This window comes from Streptomyces atratus (assembly GCF_900119365.1).
Classification (GTDB): Bacteria; Actinomycetota; Actinomycetes; order Streptomycetales; family Streptomycetaceae; genus Streptomyces; species Streptomyces atratus_B.
In genome coordinates this window covers 52,103-76,573 of record NZ_FPJO01000011.1, presented here as the reverse complement: position 1 = coordinate 76,573, position 24,471 = coordinate 52,103, and the positions used below count along the sequence as shown (strand labels likewise).

The window sequence follows — 24,471 nt, the reverse complement described above, 5'->3', positions numbered from 1 at the left end:
GGGAACGGGGCGGGGCGGGTGCCGGATCCGGCACCCGCCCCGCCCCGTTCCCGCTGCGTGTCCGCCCCTACTGCCGCACCACCCGGCGCCGCACCGACCGCGCCACCCGGCGCACCACCGCGTTGCGCGGCAGGAACGCGAGCTGCGCCGGCACCGCCCCCGGCAGCGCCAGCGAGGTCAGCCGCTTCCGCTTGAAGTAGCGCCAGGTGGTGGTGGACAGATGCGCGGCCAGATACCGCTCGGCGGCCGGGCGCAGCCCCGGGTAGATCCTCGGCTGCATCGCGAATCCGACCGCGGTGACCAGCCCGGTCAGCTCCGCCGGAGCCATCGGCTCGGCGCCCCGCGCCGTCCCCGCCCGTTCCACGGCCGCCCGGTCCGTCACCTCCGGCACCAGCGCGTCCACGAGCGTGACCGGGACGCGGTTGCTGTTCTCGTACGGGGTGAGCCGGTCCAGCAGCATCTCGGTGCCCACCCGGGCCACCGGCAGCCCGTAGAACGCGGAGGCGGTGAGCAGCGCCGTCGAGAAGCAGCCGACGACCAGCGCGGGCCGCATCCGCTGGTAGAGGACCTCGGCGAGGACCGGGGCGGTGAGCACCCCGTCGTCCAGCACCGTCAGCTCGGCGCCGAGCTTCCCGGCCTCCTCGCCCAAGGCCTTCGACCACTGTGCCGGGGCCGTGGGATGCGGCTTGAAGACGATACGGGTGTGGCCGAGCGCGACCGCGCCGCGCATCATCCGCAGATGCAGCTCCTCCTCCTCGGCCGCGCCGATCAGCCCGAGCGCCGAGAGGTACTGGCCGAGCAGCAGTGCGGGCGCCTCCACGGCCGGAACGCAGTCCTGGGCCCCGGGCGCGTCCGCCAGCTCACCGAGCACCTTGAGGAACACCTCGGTCGGCACGATCTGCGGCGCCACCCCGAACTCCGTGAGCAGCAGCGGCTTCAGCCCCGGGACCAGGTCCAGGTGGAGCAGCCGGCGCACCCGCGTACCGACCAGCGGATCGATCTTGTTGCGGGTGGGGCCGTAACTCATCAGCCCGTCCGCGTACACGTCGACCGGCGCGCCGGTGAAGATCTGTGCGACGGCCAGCGCGGGGTTGACCTGGATCGACTCGACCGCGAGCTCGATGTCGTCGTCGCCGAGCCCCCAGGCCAGGCGCAGATGCCGCTCCCACAGGGGTACGTCGTCGGGGCGCGGCGCCCAGCCGCCCGGGTGGAAGGGGGCGATCGTCGTGTTCCACGACACCACGTCGTCGAACCGGCCGCGCAGCGCGTCGAACCCGGGCATCGCGTCGAGGGAGGCCTTCGTCTCCGGCACGGCCGCGTTGTTCGAGACGAGCAGGATGCGGCGGTCCGCGTCGGGGAAGCAGCCCGCGTCGAGCGCGGCGGCGAGCGTGGCGGTGCCGTAGAGCGTGGAGGTGAGGAAGATCTGCGTGGTGCGGGACCGGGCGGTGCTCACGCGGCCGTCACCTCCTTGGCGCCCGTTGCGACCGGGCGGCGGCGCAGCCGGCGCAGCAGGGTGGCGCGCTGCACGTCCATCGAGTCCAGGGCGTCGTCGAGAACCTGCTGCGGCATTCGCTTGAGCGCGGCTCCACTCATGGACTTCAGGGTGCGGGCCACGGCGGGTTCGAACCTTTCGATCGAGCTCATGTGGTGGGAAATGATCGCGCAATAGGTACGGACCGCTTTCGGCAGCAGTACCTCCGCGTCACGGTCTTCCGCCGTTTCCCGAATGACCTGGTCGAACGAGCGAATGAAATCGAGCTGGCGTACGTCGCCGATCTGCGTGAGCGAAGAGGCGACCCCGCGCCGGTAGAAAATTCCCAGAAGTCCCAGCACCGCGAAGGAATCGGCCTCGCGATGCAGCCGCCAGATCCACGGACGGTCCTCCGCGGTACGCAGCCCGTCCGTGAAATGCAGCAGCCCGCGCTCCAGCAGCCGCCGGTGGTACAGCCCGGCCCAGGCGTACGGATAGTCGACCGGGGTGGACCGCTCGGCGGGCAGGATCGCGTCCCGCGGGTCCATCACCTCGCCGCGCCTGCCGTGCGGCACCCGGTGCACCGTGCGGTTCCTGTGCTCGACCTGGACATGGTCGGTACGGACGAAGTCGCAGCCCAACTCCTCGGTACGGGCCAGGAGTTCGGCGTAGAACCCGGGCGCGAGCCAGTCGTCCCCGTCGAGGAAGGCGAGGTACTCGCCGCGCGCGGCGTCCAGGCCGGTGTTGCGGGCGGTGGCCAGTCCGCCGTTCTGCTTGTGTCTGCGTACGACCACCCCCGGAATCTCGTCCTCGGCGCGGCGCAGTATGTCCGCGGTCCCGTCGGTCGAACAGTCGTCGACGAGGATGAATTCGAAGTCCTCGCGGGCGTTGGCCCGCAGGCTTCTCAAGGTGTCGGGGGCGTATGTCTGCACGTTGTAGAACGGCACGATGACCGAGAGCTTAACCACCCGTCTCACGCTAGGCGTGAGCCCGTCATTTGCCTTGGCGCCGGGAGGGACGGCGGGTGAACGGCAAATGTCGGAATGATGAACCGGGCTGAATCGGGGGCGATTGCGTCCCCTTTGTGAAGGCGATTCGCCAAGCGTCGGCGGGCTGTTAACCAGCTGTTGCCGTCACGTTGGGCCGCGAATCGGAATGCCTTCCTAAGTTCTGGGACGTGCCCCCACGTACCGAAAAGACGACCGCCCTCCGGGTAGCCGTACTCGCCGACTCCGACACCCGGTGGAAATGGGGCGCGCTCACCGCGCGCCGCCTCACCGCCGGTGCGTCCCGGACGTCGGCGCAGCGCGTCGAGATCAGCGGACTGCTGCTGCGCGGCCGGGCCACCCCGACCCCGCGCCAGCTCGCCGAGGTCGGCGACGTCGGTATCGAGGCCGGCCGGGTCCGCGAGGTGACGGCCGTCGAATTCCTGCACGGCGTGCGGGACGAGGGGTACGACGTCGTCGTCCTCGCCCTCGTCGGCGGGGCCGTCCAGGCGATGCTGCACGGACTCGCCGCACTGCGGCTGCCCGCCCGGCCCGTCGTCGTCACCGGCTATGTCGGCGTCGTCTACGAGAAGCTCGCCGACGGACTGCTGCTGCGGCACGGCGCGGACGTCGTCCTCGCCAACTCCCGCCACGACGCGGAGCGTTTCCGCGCGGTGTACGAGGGAGTGGGCGCCGACTCCTCGGCCGTCACCGAGGCCGCCCTGCCGTTCCTCGGCGGCGAGCCGCACCGCCCGCAGGAGGGCCGCGACACCGTCGTCTTCGCCGCCCAGCCCTCCGTACCGGCCTCCCGCGACGACCGGATGTACCTGCTGCGCAGGCTCGTCGAGCACGCCAGGCTGCACCCGGAGCGCGAGGTGCTGCTGAAGCTGCGCTCCAAGCCCGGCGAGCACACCACGCACATCGAGGAACTTCCGTACCAGCGGCTCGCCGAGAGGCTGCCCGGCGGCCTGCCGCCCAACTTCCGCCTGGTGTACGGGCACATGGGCGAGGTCCTGGACCGCACCGACCTGCTGGTCACGGTCTCCTCGACCGCCGCGCTGGAGTCCCTGCACCGGCGCGTCCCGACCGCGGTCCTCACCGACCTCGGCGTCCGCGAGGCACTGGGCAACCACCACTTCATCGGCTCCGGCCTGCTCACCTCCTGGGACCACCTGGACGGCGGCCACCGCCCGGAACCCGCCCCGCAGTGGCTGGCCGGCCAGGGCGTCGCCGCCGACGGCACGTACGCCACGGCCTACGACCACGCCCGCGCCCGCGTCGACGCCCTGCTCGCCGCCGCCCGGCTGCCCGACCTCGCCCCCTACTACACGCCCGCCACCGCCCCCGGCTACCTCCCCGGCATCCTCGCCCGCCACCACCTCGCCCCCGACGGCCACCCGCTGCCGGGCGCCGAACGGCCGCGCGAGAGAGGCGGGGTGCGCGGCGCGGTCCGCGAAGCGGTCCGGGAGGCGGCGCGCGGCGCGTACCGGCAGGGCGTCCAGCGGGTCGCCCCGGTGATCCGACGGATGGGCGAGCTGTGAACACCACTTCAGGAGCAGAGATGACCCCGACCCCCACCGTGCTCGCCGTGATCCCCGCCCGCGGCGGATCCAAGGGCGTACCGGCCAAGAACCTCGCCCAGGTCGGAGGCGTACCGCTGATCGCCCGCGCCGTACGAGCCTGCCTGGCCTCCCGCGAGGTCACCGACGTCGTCGTGACGACCGACGACGCGGCCATCGCCGACGCGGCCCGCGCCACGGGCGACATGCTCGGCGCCCCCGAGCGGCTGCACATCGTCCAGCGCCCCGCGGCCATCGCCGGGGACAAGTCCAGCAGCGAGGACGCGGTGCTGCACGCCCTGGACGCCTACGAGGCGATGCGCGAGCGGACCGCCGACGTGGTGCTGCTGGTCCAGTGCACCAGCCCCTTCGTGCTGCGGGAGGACATCGACGGCGTCGCCGCCGCGGTCGCCCGCGACGGCGCCGACACGGCGGTCACGGTCGCCCCCTTCCACGGCTTCCTCTGGCGTGACGGCAACGCGATCGAGGAGGACAACTACGGCGTCAACCACGACAAGTCCGTACGGCAGATGCGCCAGGACCGCCCCGAGGACCTCCTCGAAACGGGCACCGCGTACGCCATGGACGCGGCGGGCTTCCGCACCCACCGCCACCGCTTCTTCGGCCGCACCGCCCTGGTGCGCACCGACGCCGCGCGGGTCCTGGAGATCGACGACCCGCACGACCTGGCCCGCGCCCGCGCCCTCGCGCCGCTGCTCGACCCCGCGCCGCTGCCCACCCTCGACGACATCGACGCGGTCGTCCTCGACTTCGACGGCACGCAGACCGACGACCGGGTCCTCATCGACGCCGACGGACGCGAGATCGTCGCCGTCCACCGCGGCGACGGACTGGGCATCGCCGCCCTGCGCAAGGCCGGACTGCCGCTGCTGATCCTCTCCAGCGAGCAGAACCCGGTCGTCGCCGCCCGTGCCCACAAGCTCCGCATCCCGGTCCTGCACGGCATCGACCGCAAGGACCGGGCGCTCAAGCAGTGGTGCGACGAACAGTCCATCGCTCCCGAACGTGTCCTCTACGTCGGCAACGACGTCAACGACCTGCCGTGCTTCGCACTCGCCGGCTGGCCCGTCGCCGTCGCGAGCGCCCACGACTCGGTACGGGCGGCCGCACGCGCCGTCACGACCACCCCCGGCGGCTTCGGCGCCATCCGCGAGATCGCGGCCTGGCTGCTCGGCCCCACCCTCACGACTCCCACTGCCCAGTCCCCCAAGTAACCCCCGGGTCCCCCAAACCCGATCGAGCTAAGGAAACACACCTCATGAGCACCTCCCGTCTGCGCACCCTCGGCACCCGCACCGCCGGCCCCGGCCAGTCCGTCTACATCACCGGCGAGATCGGCATCAACCACAACGGCGACCTCGACAACGCACTCGCCCTGATCGATGTCGCCGCCGAAGCCGGCTGCGACGCCGTCAAGTTCCAGAAGCGCACCCCGGAGATCTGCACCCCGCGCGACCAGTGGGACATCGAGCGCGACACCCCCTGGGGCCGGATGACGTACATCGACTACCGCCACCGCGTCGAGTTCGGCGAGGCCGAGTACCAGGCCATCTCCGAGCACTGCGCCAAGCGCGGCATCGACTGGTTCGCCTCCCCGTGGGACACCGAGGCCGTCGCCTTCCTGGAGAAGTTCGACGTCCCCGCCCACAAGGTGGCCTCCGCCTCCCTCACCGACGACGAGCTGCTGCGCGCGCTGCGCGCCACCGGCCGCACGGTCATCCTCTCCACCGGCATGTCCACCCCGAAGCAGATCCGCCACGCGGTCGAGGTCCTCGGCTCGGACAACATCCTTCTCTGCCACGCCACTTCGACGTACCCGGCCAAGGCCGAGGAGCTGAACCTGCGGGTCATCAACACCCTCCAGCAGGAGTACCCCAACGTCCCGATCGGCTACAGCGGCCACGAGACCGGCCTCCAGACGACGCTGGCCGCCGTCGCCCTCGGCGCCGCGTTCGTCGAGCGCCACATCACCCTCGACCGTGCCATGTGGGGCTCCGACCAGGCCGCCTCCGTCGAGCCGCAGGGCCTCACCCGCCTCGTCCGTGACATCCGCACCATCGAGGCCTCGCTCGGCGACGGCGTCAAGAAGGTGTACGAGTCCGAGCTCGGCCCGATGAAGAAGCTCCGCCGGGTCGCGGGCGTCGTCGCCGAGAGCACCGAGGCGGCTCCGGCCGCCGAGCCGGTCGCGGTCTGACGGGCCGACCGGTGAACCTCGCCTTCGTCGAGAGCCCGGTCCAGCTCCTGAACGTCCTGGAGTGGGCCTACACAGAGGGAGGCGGCGACCGGGTCCTCACGGACATCACGGTCGTCGTCCTCCCCCCGGTCGACCCGATGTCGCGCGGTCAGCTGCGCCGGATGGCGGAGCTGGCCCGCGACGAGGGCGTCAACGTCCGCTGGCAGGAGGCGCGCGGCGGCGCGGGCGCCCCCCTGAAGAGCCTGCGCGACCTGTCCGGACTGGTCCGCAGGGCGCAGCACGTCGTCATCGGCGACCCGTTCTCCCGGTACGTACAACTCCTGCTCACCATGGTCCGGGCCCGCCGCCTCACCGTGGTCGACGACGGCACGGCCACCATGGAGTTCGTCGCCCAGCTCGCGCGCGGCGAACGCCTGGTGCGCTGGCACCGCAAGGGCAGCTCGGGCCCGCGCGAACTGGTCCTGGCCCCGGTCACGGCCCGCGCCCGCAGCCGCTTCACCCCGTCCGCCAACCGCACGGTCGAGGTCTTCACGGCCATGCCGGTCGAGGCTCCGCCCGGCGTGAGAGTCACCCCCAACACCTTCGCCTGGACCCGCGCCCGCTTCGGCCCGCCGCTGCTCACCAAGGGCGCGGACCTGGTCGGCACCTCCCTGGTCGAGACGGGCGTGGTCGACCGGGACCAGTACCTGGAGGCCGTCGCGTCCCTGGCCCGCACCCACGGGGCGACCCGCTACTTCGCCCACCGCCGCGAGTCCACCGACAAGCTCCACGCCCTGGAGGCCGCCACCGGCCTGGAGATCGTCCGCCCCGACCTCCCCCTGGAACTCATCGCCCGCCGCGGCCCCATCGGCCGCACGGTCCTCAGCTTCCCCTCCACCGTCGTCCACACCCTCCCCCTCGCCCTGGCCGGCACCGAGGTGAAGGTCGCGGTCTGCGACATCGCCCCGGAATGGCTCCGCGAGACGGCCTCCCCGCGCGCCCAGGGTTTCCTGAGCGGCGTCACGGAGACCGCCCGCGACGTCCAGCGCCTGGCGCCGTGGCGGGCGACGGCGGTGACGGAGGCGTAGGACGCAACAGGCGGACACCCCTCGGCCCCGCCCACCCGCCGGACCCCGCCCGGAACGCGGAAAAGCCCGTGGGTGGGATCGGTCATATCTCTGTGACAGCGCTTATAGGTGGCGTTACACTGCGATTTTACGCAAGGGGTGATCCGTGATCATCGTTTTCATCATTTCCGCAATTCTCATTGTGGGCAGCATCGCCTACATCGCCAGCCTCTTCAAGCGCGACGATGAGATCCGGTCGCACGGACGGGATATCCGGGCCCTGGTGGAGGACGTTCGCTACATCAGCTCGAACGACGGCGGAAGCGTCAACATAAAATACCGGCTCTCCTGGCAGGAGGGCGGTGTGACCAGGAGCGTGGAAGGGCGCGACACCATTTCCTCCTTCCGCTCGTCGAGGGTGCAGAAAGGCTGCGAGGTCGATATCAAGTACCTGGACGACGACCACATCATGTTTGTTTTCGACGAATAGGTGGCGCGGGGCCGGCTGTCAGGGTGCACGCTCCGTATGAATCGCGCTGATCGCGCAGAGCGAGGGTCGATGCTCCGATGTCTGTGATTCGTCAGACCGACCCCGACTTCCGCGTGTGTCGGATCAGTTTTGATGCACTGCTCGAAATCCAGCTGGAGGCGGAGGGGCGAGGCTGGGCCACTCGGTGGACCTCGGCTGATGCGCTCCGCAGCCAGGTCAAGGAAGGAAGTGTCGTCCTTCAGTCGCTGATGCGCGAAGAGAGAGGGGGAGTCGTGCAGGCCTATCGATGCCTGCTCCTGTTCTCGACCGTGGACGACGGAGATGTTGGCGGGGTTGCCACAATCGATCTTGATCCCGCGAGGTATGAATTGTTGGATCGGCTGGATCGAGACCCGGATGTCCGCAAGGCTCTGGCCCGGATGTTCTCCCTTGCAATGGGTGGGATTTCGATGATCTCGAAGAAATAGCGGCCTCTCCTGATCTTCAGGAATATTCACGGAAAGAGACGCCCTGCTCCGGCGCGTTTCGATGCGGCCGATGCCGTGACCGCTCGCCCGCACGCCGTGTCCGAGCCACCACAGGACGACACGTGTGTCGAGCAGCAGCTTCATCAGCGCACTCCGAATGCCTCGGCCAGGTCGTCCGGCAGGTCGTCGAAGTCGTCCTCGATACGGATCTGCCCACTGAGCGAGCCGCGCCCGGTTTGCCTTGCACGAGGATGGAGCGGCACCGTCATGGCCACCGGTCCCCCCGCTTTGGAGATCACCACTTCCTCGCCTGTGGCCACCTGCTCCAGGATGCGCGAGAGGTGGGTCCTTGCCGCGTGGACGTTGTACTGACCAGCTGCTTCCACGGCTGCCTCACAGGGACGGATCAGAAGGTGGACTGACCACACCGGACTATGACTACCCCGCGCGGCCGGGTCACGCCGGGACGGCGTCGTCACGGGGCGGCCCGCGATGTCCTCGCCTCGCGGCCCATGCCACCGCTGGCGCCCCCCTCGGCTTTGTGAGGGTGATTGTGGTGGAGCATTTGCCGATCCGCCAGTGGTTCGGAGCGCATGCGGGGTGTCTCGACGGGGTGTTGGCCGAGGGCTTCAGCGTTGAGCTCCACTTGATGCAGGGCGGACGCTCCGCCGACGTCATGGATCACCCTGACCCGTAAGTGTCCTGCTCTCAGGGTAGGTTGAGGGTGAGCCCCGATAGCGGGCAGGGTCGGCCGGGCACGAGCATCAACGCATGACAGTGACGCGCACGGCGACGGAGCGACAGAGCGAGACGGCCGGTACAGCCGGTACGGGCCGGGTGCCGGTCGGAACGGCCCTTCTTGCGGGGCCGGTTCTGATGGCCGGGTACGGGGCGGTGCGGCTGGTCGGGCGGGCCGTCGGCGATTACGGGCCCGGGGTGTGGTGGACGGTCGCGCATCTGCTGTTCCTGGCCGGGGTGCTCGCCTTCGTGCCGGTCTTCCTGGGGCTGCGGAGGCTCGCCGGGGAGCGCGGGGGCAGGCGGGTCGCAGGCGAAGTGGCCGCCTGGACCGGGCTGTTCGGTGCGGTGGCGGTGGTGGTGCAGGCGGTGATCGACCTGGGGGTCGCGTTCGTCTCGGCGGACAAAGAAGCCATGAGCGAGATGTTCGACCGGGTGCAGGGCGTGCCCGGTGTGATGCCGTTGGTCTACACCGCGGTGCCGATGCTGTTCTGGCTCGGGCTGCTGGCCCTCGTCACCCTGCTCGCATTCCTCCGCCGTGACCTGGTCCGGGCGTGGGCCCCGGTGCTGGTGCTGGCGGGGACGGTGGTGATGGCCGTGAGCCTGGATCTGCTGCCGGTCGGAGCCCTGTGCCTCGGGGTGGCCCTGCTGCCGGTGCGCAGGGGGCTGTCCGGCTGACGGAGCCCGATGGCCGACCCGGCGGGCGGAGCGGTCGGTCACGGCGCAAAAGGGGGCAAGTGTACCCACCTCGCCGTCCCCTCACACGCCGCAGCGCAGTCATTTATTCGTCTATGTGGCTGAACTTTTCTTGTTTCATGGCCAGTTGAAGGGGGAACGGCCTTACCCTTCACCAGGTGAACCAGTTGATGTCCCGTGATTCCGATGCCCAGCTGCCCGGCGAAGAAGCCCTCCCCGGCACCCTGCCCGAGGACCTGCGTGCCGAGCTGATCGCCTTCCGGCGCGACCTCCACATGCACCCCGAGCTGGGCAACCAGGAGTTCCGTACCACCGCGGCCATCAAGGCCCGGCTGGAGAAGGCGGGACTGGAACCCCGGGTGCTCGACACGGGGACGGGGCTCATCTGTGACGTGGGCACGCGGGACGACTCCACCGCGCCGATGCTCGCCCTGCGCGCGGACATCGACGCACTGCCCATCCCGGACACCAAGACCGGCGTCCCGTACCGCTCCACCGTCCCCGACCGGGCGCACGCGTGCGGGCACGACATCCACACCACCTCGGTCCTCGGCGCCGGCCTCGTGCTCGCCGAACTGGACCGGCGGGGGCTGCTCCCGAACCCGGTGCGGCTGATCTTCCAGCCGGCCGAGGAGGTGCTGCCCGGCGGGGCGCCCGACACGATCCTGTCCGGGGCGCTGGAGGGCGTCGGGCGGATCATCGGGGTGCACTGCGACCCGAAGGTGGACGTGGGGCGGATCGGGCTGCGGGTCGGGGCGATCACCTCGGCCTGCGACCGGCTGGAGGTGTCGCTCGACGGGCCGGGCGGCCACACCGCCCGGCCGCACCTGACCACCGACCTGGTCACCGCCGCCGCCAAGGTCGCCACCGAGGTGCCCGCGCTGCTGGCCCGCCGGGTCGACGCGCGCGCCGGGCTCGCCGTCACCTGGGGACGGCTGGAGGCCGGGCATGCCTGCAACGTGATCCCGCAGCACGCCGAACTGTCCGGCACCGTCCGCTGCCTGGAGCTGGCCGCCTGGCGGGAGGCCCCCGACCTGGTGCACGCCGCGATCGACGAGGTGGCCGGGATGCACGGCGCCAAGACGGTGATCAACTACGTGCGGGGCGTCCCGCCGGTCGTCAACGACGCCGCCGCCATCGATCTGCTCGCCACGGCGATGACCGCGCGCCGCGGAGCGCATGCGATCGAGGACACCGAACAGAGCCTGGGCGGCGAGGACTTCTCCTGGTACCTGGAACACGTCCCCGGCGCCATGGCCCGGCTGGGGGTCCGCACGCCCGGCGACAGTGCCCGTCTCGACCTGCATCGCGGCGATTTCGACGCCGACGAGGAGGCCATCACGGTCGCCGTCGAGCTGTTCACCGCGGCCGCGTTGCTTGAAAAGACTCGGACCTCATTCTGAATTGATCAGTTGGACCCACCGGTGGCTTTGTCGGTGGTGAGGCGTTGGGTGCGGTGTGCCAAGGCCTGGACAGGTGAAGTCGTCGGGTGGGCGGATGTCGGACCGGATTTCGCTGTGGGTATGTTGACGCGCGTGTCCCCGCCCGTGGTGGTCGACGAGGTGGTCGCTGGGTGCGGTGATGGTCTATTTCGTGCTCGCGACGTGTCTGTTCTCCGGGCAGGGTATGAGGAGGTGGCCCGGCTGCTCACGCAGGGGCTGGAGCGGTTCCGCTGGTGGGAGAAGCCGTGACGGGTGCCGACGACAGCGGCGATCGGCCGGGCCCGCCGACGACTGGGGCTGGAGCCGCTGAAGGTGTTGTTCGCGCGGGTGAGTCGGCCGCTGGCGGGCGAGGACACTGCTGGTGCCTGGGTATCGGCGGCGGCGTCTGGTTGTGGTGTCCGGCACCGTCTTCGATCTGCCGGACACCGAGGCGAACGGCGGTTTCTTCGCCGCCTCCCTCTGCTGCTTCAGACGACTTCTTCGCCTCACCACATAGGACACGGTTTTGGTGAGTGAGATCGTGCAGGGGCGCCGTCCCGCCTGGTGTGGATCGGACGGCGCCCTCAGCTGTCGTCAGATGCGGTAGACGTTTGCTCCCACCTTGTACACACCGACGTTGGGGTTGTCCGAGCACTTTGCGCTGGACGTTTCTCCGTTGCCCTTACCCCGGCCGTAGACGACCCACTGGCTCCCGCGAGGGTCGATGCAGATGACCTTTACCTGCTGACGCTCAACAATGGGCAGCATCCCCGTGCATTTTGAGTAGCCGGTCCACGGGGCCTTGTTGGACTTCCATACCTCGCATTCGGCCTTTTTGATTCCTACTTCGCTTGCCGTGGCGCTTGGCGCCACCAGCAAAGATCCAGCCACTGCAGTGAAAGCGAGCACTGAAGTGATCGAACGCCTTTTCATCCCTGCCCCTTTTTGTAATTCTGGCACCAAGTACCCCGTCGATGGGGACTCTTTGGCTGCGTGAGCAAGATGAAGAGTCACCGACTTGGTGATCTCCTCAGTGATCGAAAGCAAAACCGACTTTTAGGACGCCGACATTTGGATTATCCGAGCACTTCGCGGTGGAGGTCTCGGTGTTCTTCTTCCAAGGGCCGTAGGCGATCCACTGCGATCCGCGTGGGTCAATGCAGGTGACCTTCACTCGGAACTCGTCGCCCCATGCCATGCCGCTGCAGTAAGCAGAGCCGGTCCACGGTGCCCTGTTCGACTTCCAGGTGTTGCAGTCGCCGACTCGCACCCCTGCCGATGCGCCGGGGGCTAGCGCGAGCGTTCCGGCGGTGAGTGTGAGCGCGATTCCCGTAACAACGGAGACCTTCTTCTTCACGGTTCCCCTTCCGTGTCGCAAGAACCAGGCCGGGTGGCAAATTCGGCATCCAGTTCTTGGGCAGCGTAAACTATTCCCGGTCAAGGTGCAGAACTTTTTGAGTGGCACGCACTGACGGGGGTTGAGTGGTCGGTCAATTCCTATCAGTGAACGAACGGGTTTGGCAATGAGATGGTCAATTATGCAGGCGGGGGGCATGGAGTGGGGAATTCCGCTTTTCCTTCCTTGGGAGGAGGGCGCGCTTTTTCACCCAATGTGTTCCCTTTCGATGCCGATCAATGTTGGTCACGCAGCGTGGCTGCATCGCTACTCGCCTGCCCCGGTGGTCGGCCTCGCGGTGGGTTCGCGACGATCCGATAACGACTCGTGAACGGGTGCTTAACTGACATCTACGCGCGTTACGATCGCCGCGAAACCAGCGCCGGAAGAGGCGCTTCGGTCAGGTTTGAAGGAGCCTTCCCTTGCGCCGGGTATCCAAGATCACCGCTGCGTGTGCTGTCACCGCGGCCCTCGCGCTCACCGCCACCGCGTGTGGCGAGTCGTCCACCGAGAGCTCCGGCTCCGACAAGGGCAAGATGAAGATCGGCATGGCCTACGACGTGGGCGGCCGTGGCGACAACTCGTTCAACGACTCCGCCGCGCGTGGTCTGGACAAGGCCAAGTCCGAGTTCGGCGCCGAGACGAAGGAGCTCACCGCCAAGAGCGGTGAGGCCCCTGCCGACCGTGAGCAGCGCCTCCAGTCGCTCGCCGAGGGCGGCTACAACCCGGTCATCGGGGTCGGCTTCGCGTACAAGGCCGCGATCGACAAGATCGCCCCCAAGTATCCGAAGGTCGACTTCGGCCTGGTCGACTCGGTCTCCGACGTGAAGAACGTCGACAGCATCGTCTTCACCGAGGAGCAGGGCTCCTACCTCGCCGGTGTCGCCGCCGCGCTGAAGTCGAAGGACGGCCGGGTCGGCTTCATCGGCGGTGTGGACCTTCCGCTGATCAAGAAGTTCGCCGCGGGCTTCCAGCAGGGTGTCCTGGACACCAACCCGAAGGCCAAGGTGCAGATCCAGTACCTGTCGACCGGTTCGGACCTGTCCGGCTTCGGCAGCCCCGACAAGGGCTCGTACGCCGCCAAGGGCATGCTCGACAAGGGCGCCGACGTCATCTTCGCCGCCGCGGGCGGCTCGGGTGCCGGTTCGATCGAGGCCGTCGCGGGCAAGAAGGGCGCCTGGTCCATCGGCGTCGACTCCGACCAGGCCCTCGACCCGTCCCTGTCGAAGTACAAGGACACGATCATGACCTCCGTGGTCAAGAACGTCGACGGCGGCGTCTACGACCTGATCAAGTCCGTCAAGGACGGCAAGCCGCTGACCGGCACGCAGACCTACTCCCTGGCCAAGGGCGGCGTCAGCCTGACCACCACGGGTGACCATCTCAAGGACATCCAGGCCCAGCTCGACGAGGCGAAGAAGAAGATCGTCGACGGCACCATCAAGGTCAAGGCCACGACCTGATCCATCGTCGATCGGGGCCCGGGTGAGCCGCTTCGGCTTCACTCGGGCCCCGATTTCACGTACGGGCCCGGCCGACTTGCCGTAGTCGTACGCACACGGTCCGCCACCTGTCATCAGGTGGCCAACGATTCGGTGGTGCTACGCGCGTAGCATCCGCCGGGCGCGGTACGTTTCACGACGCTCCCGTCACCTCCGTCCCACCGCCTCCGCCCTCCGCTCCTGCCAAGGAGAGTGCGCCATCAACGCGTCCAGCAGTCCCCATGCCGTGGAGCTCCGCGGCATCACCAAGCGGTTCCCCGGAGTCGTGGCCAACCACGACATCGACATCACCGTGCGCCGTGGCACCGTCCACGCTCTCGTCGGCGAGAACGGCGCCGGCAAGTCCACTCTGATGAAGATCCTTTACGGCATGCAGAAGCCGGACGAGGGCACCATCGCGGTGGACGGCGAGCAGGTCTCGTTCCACAACCCCGGTGATGCCATCGCGCGCGGCATCGGCATGGTGCACCAGCACTTCATGCTCGCCGACTACCTGACCGTCCTGGAGAACGTCGTCCTCGGCTCGGAGAAGCTGCACGGGATCGGCGACCGGGCCCGCGCCAGGATCAAGGAGATCTCGGACTCCTACGGTCTCGGGGTCCGCCCGGACGCCATGGTCGAGGACCTCGGGGTCGCCGACCGGCAGCGCGTGGAGATCCTCAAGGTCCTCTACCGCGGCGCCCGCACCCTGATCCTCGACGAGCCCACCGCCGTCCTCGTACCGCAGGAGGTCGACGCGCTCTTCGACAACCTGCGCGAGCTCAAGGCCGAGGGCCTGACCGTCATCTTCATCTCGCACAAGCTGGGCGAGGTCCTGTCGGTCGCCGACGAGATCACCGTCATCCGACGCGGTACGACGGTGGGCACCGCCGACCCGAAGCGCACCACGACCAAGCAGCTCGCCGAGCTGATGGTCGGCAGCGAACTCCCGTCGCCCGAGACCCGCGAGTCGACCGTCACCGACGTGCCGATGCTGACCGTCGACGGGCTGCGGCTGAGCGCCACCGACCCGGACGGCGTGGTGCGTTCGGTCCTCGACGGCATCGGCTTCACCATCCACAAGGGCGAGGTCCTCGGGATCGCGGGCGTCGAGGGCAACGGCCAGTCCGAACTGGTCGACGCCATCATGGGCATGCGCCACCTCGACGCCGGAGTGCTCACCCTCGACGGCGACGACATCTCCCGCACGCCGACCCGCAAGCGCCGCGAGGGCGGCATGGGCGTCATCCCCGAGGACCGCCACCGGCACGGACTGCTGCTGGAGGCCCCCCTCTGGGAGAACCGCATCCTCGGCCACGTCACCGAACGCCCCAACAGCAAGGGCGCGTTCCTCGACCTCAAGGGCGCCCGCGCCGACACCGAGCGGATCGTGCGCGAGTACGACGTCCGCACCCCCGGCATCGACGTCACCGCCGCCTCGCTCTCCGGCGGCAACCAGCAGAAGCTGATCGTCGGCCGCGAGATGAGCCACGCCCCCAAGCTCCTGATCGCCGCGCACCCGACCCGGGGCGTGGACGTCGGCGCACAGGCGCAGATCTGGGACCAGATCCGCGAGGCGCGCCGCGAAGGCCTCGCGGTGCTGCTGATCTCCGCCGACCTGGACGAGCTGATCGGGCTCTCCGACACCCTGCGTGTCATGTACCGCGGCCGGCTGGTCGCGGACGCCGACCCGGCGACGATCACCCCGGAGGAGCTCGGCTCGGCGATGACGGGCGCGGCCACCGGCCACCTGGAAGCACCGGACGAGTCACCGGCACCCAAGGACACGGCCCCCGAGAGCGCCGAGAGCACCGACACCGACCCCCGGAACGGGGGAGAGGACCGATGAAGAAGATCGACAAGGAGCGGCTGCTCCTGGGGATCGCGGCCCCCGTACTCGCGATTGTGGTCGCCTTCCTGGTGACCGCACTCGTGCTGGCCGCCACTGGCAAGGAGCCGTTCAGCGCCTTCGGCATCATGTTCGACTACGGGCTGAAGTCGGACAGCCAGGTCTACATCCTCAACAAGGCGACGACGTACTACCTCGCGGGTCTCGCGGTGGCCGTCGGCTTCCGGATGAACCTCTTCAACATCGGCGTCGACGGCCAGTACCGCCTCGCCGCCTTCTTCGCCGCCGCGGTCGGCGGCGCGCTGACGCTGCCCGGCGCCCTGCAGATCCCGCTGATCATCCTCACCGCGGTGATCGTCGGCGCGATGTGGGCCGGCATCGCCGGTGTCCTCAAGGTCACCCGGGGCGTCAGCGAGGTCGTCTCGACGATCATGCTGAACGCCATCGCGACCGCGATCATCGGCTACCTCCTCCAGCAGGGCCGCCTCGGCCACCTGGACGAGGCCGGCACGAAGATCTCCACCAAGCCGATCCCGGAGTCCTCGCACTTCTTCGAGTTCCCGACCACCCCGTCGCCCGTCTGGGGCTTCATCGTGGTCGCGGTCGTCGCGGGCGTCGCCTACTGGTTCACGCTCTCGCGCACCCGCTTCGGCTTCGACCTGCGCACCGTTGGCCAGTCCGGCTCCGCGGCCGAGGCCAGCGGTGTCGACGTCAAGAAGATGGTCATCACCTCAATGCTGATCTCCGGCGCCGTGGCCGGTCTGATCGGCATGCCGACCCTCCTCAACGACAGCTACGAGTACAGCGGCGACTTCCCGGTCGGCATCGGCTTCACCGGCATCGCCATCGCCCTCCTCGGCCGCAACCACCCCATCGGCATCGCGCTCGGCGCGCTGCTCTGGGGCTTCCTGGAGCGCGGCACCGGCAAGCTCGAGTTCGAGGGCTACGACAAGGAGATCGTCGGCGTGATCCAGGGCGTCATCGTCCTGTGCGTCGTCATCGCCTACGAAGTCGTCCGCCGCTACGGACTCAAGCGTCAGCAGAGCAAGGTCGGCGCGGAACTCGCCGCACAGGCCGCCCGTAACAACGACCAGCAGGAGGTGTCGGCGTGAGCGCCACGGCGACTTCCACCCCGCCCCCCGTGGCCCCCAAGGTCTCCGGCGGCAAGGGCGGCCACACCCTCTCCTTCCCCGTCGTCCTGCTGATCATCGCGGGCGTGCTGCTCGTGCTGTCCGCCGTGCGCGCCATCACCGGCGCGGAGGACGTCACATCGGCGGGACAGATCAGCGCGGCGCTCGCGATGGCCGTGCCGATCGGACTCGCCGGTCTCGGCGGCCTCTGGGCCGAGCGGGCCGGTGTGGTCAACATCGGCCTCGAAGGCATGATGATCCTGGGTACCTTTTTCGGCGCCTGGGCCGGCTGGCAGACCAACCCTTGGCTCGGCGTGCTGGCCGGTGTCATTGGCGGCATGCTCGGCGGGCTGCTGCACGCGGTCGCGACCGTCACCTTCGGCGTCGACCACATCATCTCCGGCATCGCCATCAACATCCTGGCGCTCGGCTTCACCACCTACTTCGCCAAGCTCTGGTTCAACTCGGGCGAGGCGGCGGCCAAGGGCGGCAGCCCGAAGCAGTCCCCGCCGGCCGACGACATCACCTCGGTGACGATCCCGGGCCTCTCCGACTGGCTGCACTCCATCGAGAAGCACCACTGGTTCTTCGTCTCCGACCTGGCCGGTGTCATCGGCGGCCTGGTCACCAATGTGTCGCTGCTGACGATCCTGGCCATCATCCTGTTCGTCCTCACGTTCTTCGTGCTGTGGAAGACCTCGTTCGGGCTGCGGCTGCGCTCCTGCGGCGAGAACCCGGTCGCCGCCGAGTCGCTCGGCGTGAACGTCTACACGTACAAGTACATCGCGGTGATCGTCTCCGGCGGCATGGCCGGCCTCGGCGGTGCCTTCCTCTCGCTGGTCACCTCGCACATCTATAACGAGGGCCAGACCGGCGGCCGCGGCTACATCGGTCTCGCCGCGATGATCTTCGGCAACTGGCGGCCCGGCGGACTCGCCATGGGCGCCGGCCTGTTCGGCTTCGCCGACGCGCTCCAGCTGCGCAACGGCGGCGAGTCCGTCCACGCGCTGCTCCTGCTGCTCGTGGTCGTGCTGGCCGTGCTCGCCGCCTGGAAGCTCTACCGCAAGAGCTTCGTCCAGGGCGTGGTCAGCGCGGTCATCGCCGCCGCGGTGCTGGTCTGGTACCTCGGTACGGACACGGTGCCCACCGAGTTCGTGAGCGCCACCCCGTACATCGTCACGCTGCTCGTCCTCTCGCTCTCCGCCCAGCGGCTGCGGATGCCGAAGGCGGACGGCATGCGCTACCGCAAGGGCCAGGGCAAGTGACGGCCGCCGCGGAGGTCGACTGGGCGGCGCTGCGGAGCGCCGCACGGTCCGTGATGACACGCGCGTACGTCCCGTACTCGCACTACCCGGTCGGCGCCGCGGCGCTCGTCGACGACGGCCGTACGGTCTCCGGCTGCAACGTCGAGAACGCCTCGTACGGCATCGGGCTGTGCGCCGAGTGCGGCCTGGTCTCCCAGTTGCACGCCACCGGGGGCGGCCGGCTCACCCACTTCACCTGTGTGGACGGGGCCGGCGAGATCCTGGTGCCGTGCGGCCGGTGTAGGCAGCTGCTGTACGAGTTCGGCGGCCCCGAGCTGGTCCTGGAGACGCCCGACGGACTGCGCACGCTCGACGAGATGCTGCCGCAGGCTTTCGGCCCGGGCCATCTGAAGTAGCGGGCGCCCGCAGCGCGTCCACCGTGGCCCTCCCGCCCGCCGGGAGGGCCACCCCCATCTCCACCCTCTATGCGCGTAGAGTCATTCGGGACTCTTGCGTACCGTACGTACCGGCCGGAAGGACTCCCAGGACATGGACGCCATCTCCGTCATCCGCACCAAGCGGGACCGAGGCGAGCTGACCCCCGAGCAGATCGACTGGGTCATCGACGCGTACACGCGCGGTGAGGTCGCCGACGAGCAGATGTCCGCGCTGGCCATGGCGATCCTGCTGAACGGCATGAACCGCACCGAGATCGCCCGCTGGACCGCCGCGATGATCGCCTCCGGCGAGCGGATGGACTTCGCGTCGCTCTCCCGGCCCACCACCGACAAGCACTCCACGGGCGGCGTCGGCGACAAGATCACCCTGCCGCTCGCCCCGCTGGTCGCCGCCTGCGGCGCCGCCGTGCCGCAGCTCAGCGGCCGGGGCCTCGGCCACACCGGCGGCACCCTCGACAAGCTGGAGTCCATCCCCGGCTGGCGCGCCCACCTCTCCAACGAGGAGATGCTGAACGTCCTGGACACCACCGGCGCGGTGATCTGCGCCGCCGGTGACGGGCTCGCCCCCGCCGACAAGAAGCTGTACGCGCTCCGCGACGTCACCGGCACCGTCGAGGCCATTCCGCTCATCGCCAGCTCCATCATGTCCAAGAAGATCGCCGAGGGCACCGGCGCGCTCGTCCTGGACGTCAAGGTCGGCTCCGGCGCCTTCATGAAGACCATCGAGGACGCTCGCGAACTGGCCTCCACCATGGTCGCGCTGGGCACCGACAGCGGCGTGCGCACGGTCGCCCTGCTCACCGACATGGCCACCCCGCTCGGCCTGACCGCGGGCAACGCCCTGGAGGTACGCGAATCGGTCGAGGTCCTGGCCGGCGGCGGCCCGAAGGACGTCGTCGACCTCACCCTCGCCCTGGCCCGTGAAATGCTCGACGCGGCCGGGCTCAAGGACGCCGACCCCGAGAAGGCCCTCGCCGACGGCTCCGCGATGGACGTCTGGCGCCGCATGATCTCCGCCCAGGGCGGCGACGTGGACGCCCCGCTCCCGGTCGCCCGCGAGCAGCACGTGGTCACGGCCCCGTCCACCGGCGTACTGACCCGCCTGGACGCCTACGACATCGGCGTCGCCGCCTGGCGCCTCGGCGCGGGCCGCGCCCGCAAGGAGGACGCGGTCCAGGCCGGCGCGGGCGTCGAACTGCACGCCAAGCCGGGCGACGAGGTGACGGCCGGCCAGCCGCTGCTGACGCTGCACACCGACACCCCCGAGAAGTTCGACTACGCCCTGAAGGCCCTGCCCGACGCGTACGACATCGCCCCGTCCGGCACGGCGTTCACCGCCACCCCGGTGGTGCGGGAACGTATCGCCTGACCTGCGGCTTTCCCATTCGGGTGAACGGGACCGGTGGACCGCCGCCGGTCCCGTTCGGCATGCTGGACTCGGTGACGCACCGATAGGAGGAGACCGCCATGAGCGCACTCACCGTCGATCCCGCCCCCGGCCAGGAGTGGGACGACCTCGTCCGGATCTGGGAGGAGACGGACGCACCCGAGGGCTGCAAGGTGGAGATCATCGAGGGGATCGTCACCGTGTCGCCACCGCCGTCCAAGGACCACAACACCACCGCGGAACTGCTGCAGCGCAGGCTCTACGGCGTCATCCCCGAGGACTGGGGGATTTACCAGACACTCGGCGTCTCGGTACCGGGGCGGGCCGGGCTCTACATCCCCGATCTCGTCGTCGTTCCGCGCGCCGTGGCGACCGGCCCGGGCAATCGCGTCCCGGCCGAAGAGGCCCGGCTCGTCGTCGAGATCACCTCGCAGGCCAACGCCAACCACGACCGCGTCGGCAAGGTGCACGGCTACGCGAAGGCCGGTGTCGAGCTGTTCCTGCTGCTCGACCCGTGGCACTCGGGCCGCCCCACCGCCACGCTCTACGGGGAGCCCGACGGCGGCACCTACCGGGTGCTGGACACGGTCGAGTACGGGGAGAAGCTGACGCTGCCCGAGCCGTTCGGGCTGGACCTGGACACCGGGATCTTCCCGGTCGGCTGAGCGACGTCGCGGCGCCGGTCCTCCCGGTGCGGTCCGGAGACGCGAGCGGCCCGCCGGGGCGGAGGAATCCGTCCTGGCGGGCCGCTGTCATGCGGTCGGGTCGGCTACGCGCTCACTTGCCGAAGTAAGCGTTGTAGATCGACACCGACGACTTGTTGCCCTTCTTGTCCGTGACATCGGCCCGGTAGGAGATGGACTTCCCCTTGGCCGGGTTCTTCACGGAGATCTTGCCCGCCTTGACCGTGGACTTCTTCCAGGTCTTACCGGCGTCGTAACTGACGTACACCGTCAGCGACTTGAGGTTCTTCCCGGCGGCCGCGCCCTGCACCGTCACCGGCACGGAAGCGGTCCGGCCGGCCGTGACCCTGCTGTCCGCGGCGACGTTGGGCGTGAACCGCGCCACGGAGACCGGCAGCATGGCCGGGCCCGAGGTCCGCTTGGAGCGGAAGGTCCAGCTCGCGTCGATCCGGGTGGAGACCGGGGACAGTGCGGTGCTGCGCCGCATCGAGGTCGTCAGCCGGTAGTCGGCGGCGGCGGACGGCACGGCGATGGGGGCCAGGCCCGTCAGCGGGTCCTCGTTCTGAGCGAGCTTCTTGCCGTTGCGGTACAGGACCGTCTTGGCCGAACTGTAGGCGGAATCACCCATGTTGCCGTGTCCGTCGGCCACCAGCGGCAGCTTGCCGACGATGTTGTCGCCATCGCGGAGGATGCCGTACTCGGAGCTGACCGCGGGGCCGAACACCGCGGTGTTGGCCTTCTTCGTGTAGGACTTGCCCGCCTTGAAGGACTGCGGGTTGCCGAGGGAGTACTGCGCCTCGGTCACCGGGTAGCCGTCCTCGTCGACTCCTCCGTCCTGGGCGAAGTCGAAGCTCCACTTCGCCTTGTCGGCGGTGGAGACATAGGCGGTGACATTGCCGGGGATCTTGTGGAGGGACCAGGCCGACCAGCCGCCGTCCGATCCGGGCAGCGAGCCCTCGGCGGCGATCTCACCGGTCTTGCCCTTGGCGGGCGAGCCGAGGGAGAGGTTCACCTTGGCCAGTTGGCCGGTGGTGTACTTCCGCTCGAAACCGGTGGCCGCCCGGGTCACCGGACCGCCGGCCGCGATGTCGTACCGGGTCGAGGTTCCCTTGCTCCAGCTGCCGATCCAACGCTGGGAGAGCGATCCGTCGGTCACCGCCGGGCCGAAGTGCGCGGTGCGGAAGTTCTTGTACGTGTCGAGGATCCAGCCGTAGCTGTAGCCGGTGTCTTCGGTCGTGAACTGGAGGTCGGGCGCGGCCAGCAGGGACTCCGTCCCGGTGGCGGGCACGGTGATGTTCACCGGCTTCGCCTTGCGCGCGTCGAGCGTCACGGTGAGGTTCTTGGTGACGTCCAGCTTCGGCTGCGCCAGCCAGTCGGTGCCCTTGGCGTAGTCCTCGGGGTCGATGGTGACAGCCGTGTTCAGCGTGTAACCGCCCCTGGGGACGCGGACCTTGGCCGTGCCGTCGGTGCTCGTCGGGGAGAGCCACTGGCCGAGCGCGGTTCCCGAGAGACCGAAGAGGTCGGTCTCGGCGAACTCGGCGGGCTTGCCGTCGCGCCCGAGGGTCTTGACCGTGAGGTCGTACGACTCGATCTCGCGCTCGACCGCGGCAGCGGTGCGGACGCTCTGGCCGCCACCCGTCGCGACGACGTACGCGGAGTAGGTGCCGTCGGCCGTACCGCCGAGCTTGGTGTTCACGGTCAGCGGCACGTCCGCGGTGCCGCCCGCGGGGACGGTCACCTTGTCGGAGCCGAGGCCGAAGAAACCGGCCGGGGCGGGCTTGCCCCCCGGGCCGGTGGCCGTGACAGCGAGGTCGAGGGTGACATCGGTCGTACCGAGGTTACGGTACGTCACCTTCTTGGTGACCGGGGTGTCGTCGGTGTGCGGCCACTGCTGCACCCCGAAGCTCAGCGACACCGGGTCCGCGACGACGGTCTGGGCGATCGCCCGGTCCACCGCGATCCGGCCCGAGCCCTGCTCGAACGGCGTGTACGCGCCCGGCTTGGTCGAGGCCGTCAGCGCGCCCTTGAGCTCGGCGTACTTCCACTCCGGGTGCTGCTGCTTGAGGAGCGCCGCAGCGCCCGCCACATGCGGGGTCGCCATCGACGTACCGGAGATCGTCAGATAGCCGGGCGGGTTCTGCCCGACCTCCTGGTCGATGGCGGAGCCGGGTGCGGCCGCCGCCGTGATGTCCACGCCGGGGGCGGTGACATCGGGCTTGATCGCCCCGTCGCCGATGCGCGGGCCACGGCTGGAGAAGTCGGCCAGCTGGTCCTTGTCATCGACGGCGCCGACGGTCAGCGCGGCGTCCGCGCTGCCCGGGGAGCCGACCGTACCGGCCGCGTCGCCCTCGTTGCCCGCCGCGATGGCGAACAGGACACCCTTGTCGGCCGACAGCTTGTTGACCGCTGCTTCCAGCGGGTCCACCTCCGGCGAGTCGCTGCCGCCGAGGCTCAGGTTGATGACATCGGCGCCCTGCGCGACCGCCCACTCCATGCCGGCCAGGATGCCGGAGTCGTCGCCGAAGCCGTCGTCGTCGAGCACCTTGCCTTCCAGCAGCTTGGCGTCCGGGGCCACGCCCTTGAACTTGCCGCCCGACTTGGCGCCCGAACCGGCCGCGATCGAGGAGACATGGGTGCCGTGGCCGACCCGGTCCTTGCTGTCGGGCGAGGAGGTGAAGTTCTTCGTGTCGAGGATCCGGCCCTGGAGATCGGGGTGGGTGGCGTCCACACCGGTGTCCAGTACGGCGATCTTGACGCCCTTTCCGGTGTAACCGGCCTTCCAGGCGGCGGGGGTACCGATCTGCGGCACGCTCTTGTCGAGGCTCGCCCGGCGCACCCCGTCCAGCCAGACCCGGTCGATCCCGGCGGCCGTGGTGCGCTGCGCACCGTGCGCCGCCTTGTCGGTGAGTGCCTGCCAGATGTCCTGGGCGTCACGCTGCGGCGTGGTCACCGACTGGGCGTTCAGCGAGTTCAGGGTCCGGCCCACCTGGGTGGAACCCGCGCCCCGGACCTCGGCCTTCGCGGCCGCCGCCCGGGTGCCCCGGTAGGAGACGATCAGCTTCAGGCCCGCCTTCTGGGCCCTGCGGATCTCCGCGCGGTTCAGCTCGGTGATGTCGAACAGCCGGCGGTCCAGCTTGCCGGAGCTGATCAGCCGATGGGCGTCGGCCGGGACGAGCAGGGTGTGCCCGTCACGTATCTGCCGCTGCACGGGTATGTGCTCGCGGCCCTCGGCGGCCCGGAAGGACACGAGCTTGCCCTTGGCGTCCACGGTGACGCGGTCGCCGGTGATGAGCGTCAGCTCGTGCCGGTCCGCGGACCCGGCGCCGGCCGGGCGGCCGCTGCCGGAGCTGGTGCTGTCGGGCTGGGCCACGGCCGGGCTGGTCATCCCGGCCGCGAGCGCCACGGCGGCGGCCGCGGCGACGGTCGAAACACACGCGTTTCTCACGTGTTTGCGCAACTCTCCCCCTGGAGAATCAGGCGGCCCCGAGGGGCCACTGGTCAGTCGGCACCGATGGGACTCCGGTGCCGGCCGGTTCACGTACCTAGAGGGGGAATTGGCGGGAGAGGTTCACAGAAAGCGTACGGATAAACGGAGTTGACGGCATTTCACCGGTCGGGTGTGCGCGGGTGCGGGGAGGTGGGGGAGGGCGCGAGCGGCGCGGGGGCGGCTGCCGGGCGGGTACGGGGCGTTCGCCCGGGCCGGGCGGCCGGAAGGCACGAGGCCCGGGCAGCGATGAGTTTCGGCCGCCGGACCGGT

At 69.6% G+C, this 24,471-nt stretch carries 21 protein-coding genes; 15 read left to right on the top strand and 6 right to left on the bottom strand.

From position 1 onward, the window contains the following. Positions 1-67: 67 nt before the first annotated feature. On the bottom strand, positions 68-1,453 hold the full coding sequence (locus BT364_RS19985) for a polysialyltransferase family glycosyltransferase (RefSeq protein WP_072486563.1): 1,386 nt from the start codon (positions 1,451-1,453) through the stop codon (positions 68-70). Beyond that, on the bottom strand, positions 1,450-2,439 hold the full coding sequence (locus BT364_RS19980; protein WP_072486562.1) for a glycosyltransferase family 2 protein: 990 nt from the start codon (positions 2,437-2,439) through the stop codon (positions 1,450-1,452). The genes BT364_RS19985 and BT364_RS19980 overlap by 4 nt, the downstream gene beginning before the upstream one ends. 209 nt (positions 2,440-2,648) lie before the next feature. On the opposite strand from BT364_RS19980, the gene BT364_RS19975 reads away from it, so the two are divergent. From BT364_RS19975 to BT364_RS19950, 6 genes are all read left to right on the top strand, one after another. After that, a complete protein-coding gene (locus BT364_RS19975) occupies positions 2,649-3,998 on the top strand; it encodes a DUF6716 putative glycosyltransferase (protein ID WP_072486561.1) in 1,350 nt (449 codons plus the stop codon). Positions 3,999-4,018: 20 nt separating this feature from the next. Further along, a complete protein-coding gene (locus BT364_RS19970; protein WP_072486560.1) occupies positions 4,019-5,251 on the top strand; it encodes an acylneuraminate cytidylyltransferase in 1,233 nt (410 codons plus the stop codon). 44 nt (positions 5,252-5,295) lie between these two features. Next, positions 5,296-6,231: an N-acetylneuraminate synthase family protein gene (locus BT364_RS19965; RefSeq protein ID WP_072486559.1), complete on the top strand. Its 936-nt coding sequence runs from the start codon at positions 5,296-5,298 to the stop codon at positions 6,229-6,231. 11 nt (positions 6,232-6,242) lie between these two features. Further along, positions 6,243-7,298 carry a hypothetical protein gene (locus BT364_RS19960; protein ID WP_072486558.1) on the top strand — a complete coding sequence of 352 codons (1,056 nt, stop codon included), beginning with the start codon at positions 6,243-6,245 and terminating at the stop codon, positions 7,296-7,298. A 145-nt stretch (positions 7,299-7,443) separates the two neighbouring features. Then, positions 7,444-7,767, top strand: coding sequence for a hypothetical protein (locus BT364_RS19955; protein WP_072486557.1), 324 nt, complete (start codon positions 7,444-7,446; stop codon positions 7,765-7,767). Positions 7,768-7,844: 77 nt separating this feature from the next. After that, positions 7,845-8,234, top strand: coding sequence for a hypothetical protein (locus BT364_RS19950; RefSeq protein ID WP_072486556.1), 390 nt, complete (start codon positions 7,845-7,847; stop codon positions 8,232-8,234). 143 nt (positions 8,235-8,377) lie between these two features. On the opposite strand, the gene BT364_RS19945 is transcribed toward BT364_RS19950, so the two are convergent. Continuing rightward, a complete protein-coding gene (locus tag BT364_RS19945) occupies positions 8,378-8,620 on the bottom strand; it encodes a type II toxin-antitoxin system Phd/YefM family antitoxin (protein WP_072486555.1) in 243 nt (80 codons plus the stop codon). Positions 8,621-9,005: 385 nt separating this feature from the next. On the opposite strand from BT364_RS19945, the gene BT364_RS19940 reads away from it, so the two are divergent. Together BT364_RS19940 and BT364_RS19935 are read left to right on the top strand one after the other, a co-directional pair. Continuing rightward, a complete protein-coding gene (locus BT364_RS19940; protein WP_143166521.1) occupies positions 9,006-9,647 on the top strand; it encodes a hypothetical protein in 642 nt (213 codons plus the stop codon). 188 nt (positions 9,648-9,835) lie between these two features. After that, positions 9,836-11,068, top strand: a complete 1,233-nt coding sequence (locus BT364_RS19935) for an amidohydrolase (RefSeq protein ID WP_072486553.1) — start codon at positions 9,836-9,838, stop codon at positions 11,066-11,068. A gap of 612 nt (positions 11,069-11,680) precedes the next feature. Here BT364_RS19935 and BT364_RS41005 read toward each other — a convergent pair. Both BT364_RS41005 and BT364_RS41000 read right to left on the bottom strand, forming a co-directional pair. Continuing rightward, positions 11,681-12,133 (bottom strand): hypothetical protein, encoded by a 453-nt coding sequence (locus BT364_RS41005; RefSeq protein WP_143166520.1) that lies wholly within the window; start codon positions 12,131-12,133, stop codon positions 11,681-11,683. Next, positions 12,117-12,443 (bottom strand): hypothetical protein, encoded by a 327-nt coding sequence (locus BT364_RS41000; protein WP_143166519.1) that lies wholly within the window; start codon positions 12,441-12,443, stop codon positions 12,117-12,119. The genes BT364_RS41005 and BT364_RS41000 overlap by 17 nt, the downstream gene beginning before the upstream one ends. Positions 12,444-12,904: 461 nt before the next feature. Here BT364_RS41000 and BT364_RS19930 point away from each other — a divergent pair, with 461 nt between their 5' ends. The 7 genes from BT364_RS19930 to BT364_RS19900 all read left to right on the top strand — a co-directional run bounded on the left by BT364_RS19930 (position 12,905) and on the right by BT364_RS19900 (position 20,696). Then, positions 12,905-13,945 (top strand): BMP family lipoprotein, encoded by a 1,041-nt coding sequence (locus tag BT364_RS19930; RefSeq protein WP_072486552.1) that lies wholly within the window; start codon positions 12,905-12,907, stop codon positions 13,943-13,945. A gap of 265 nt (positions 13,946-14,210) precedes the next feature. After that, complete coding sequence (locus tag BT364_RS19925) at positions 14,211-15,812, top strand: ABC transporter ATP-binding protein (RefSeq protein ID WP_072486551.1); 1,602 nt, start codon at positions 14,211-14,213, stop codon at positions 15,810-15,812. Beyond that, on the top strand, positions 15,809-16,924 hold the full coding sequence (locus BT364_RS19920; protein WP_072486550.1) for an ABC transporter permease: 1,116 nt from the start codon (positions 15,809-15,811) through the stop codon (positions 16,922-16,924). Before BT364_RS19925 ends, BT364_RS19920 begins: the two co-directional genes overlap by 4 nt. Then, complete coding sequence (locus tag BT364_RS19915) at positions 16,921-18,207, top strand: ABC transporter permease (RefSeq protein WP_072486549.1); 1,287 nt, start codon at positions 16,921-16,923, stop codon at positions 18,205-18,207. Before BT364_RS19920 ends, BT364_RS19915 begins: the two co-directional genes overlap by 4 nt. Continuing rightward, positions 18,204-18,602: a cytidine deaminase gene (locus BT364_RS19910; RefSeq protein WP_072486548.1), complete on the top strand. Its 399-nt coding sequence runs from the start codon at positions 18,204-18,206 to the stop codon at positions 18,600-18,602. The genes BT364_RS19915 and BT364_RS19910 overlap by 4 nt, the downstream gene beginning before the upstream one ends. Before the next feature lie 133 nt (positions 18,603-18,735). Then, a complete protein-coding gene (locus BT364_RS19905; protein ID WP_072486547.1) occupies positions 18,736-20,013 on the top strand; it encodes a thymidine phosphorylase in 1,278 nt (425 codons plus the stop codon). Positions 20,014-20,111: 98 nt separating this feature from the next. Next, positions 20,112-20,696: a Uma2 family endonuclease gene (locus BT364_RS19900; protein ID WP_072486546.1), complete on the top strand. Its 585-nt coding sequence runs from the start codon at positions 20,112-20,114 to the stop codon at positions 20,694-20,696. A gap of 112 nt (positions 20,697-20,808) precedes the next feature. Here the strand turns inward: BT364_RS19900 and BT364_RS19895 are convergent, their stop codons facing one another. Beyond that, positions 20,809-24,159, bottom strand: a complete 3,351-nt coding sequence (locus BT364_RS19895; protein ID WP_442759022.1) for a S8 family peptidase — start codon at positions 24,157-24,159, stop codon at positions 20,809-20,811. Positions 24,160-24,471 lie beyond the last annotated feature (312 nt).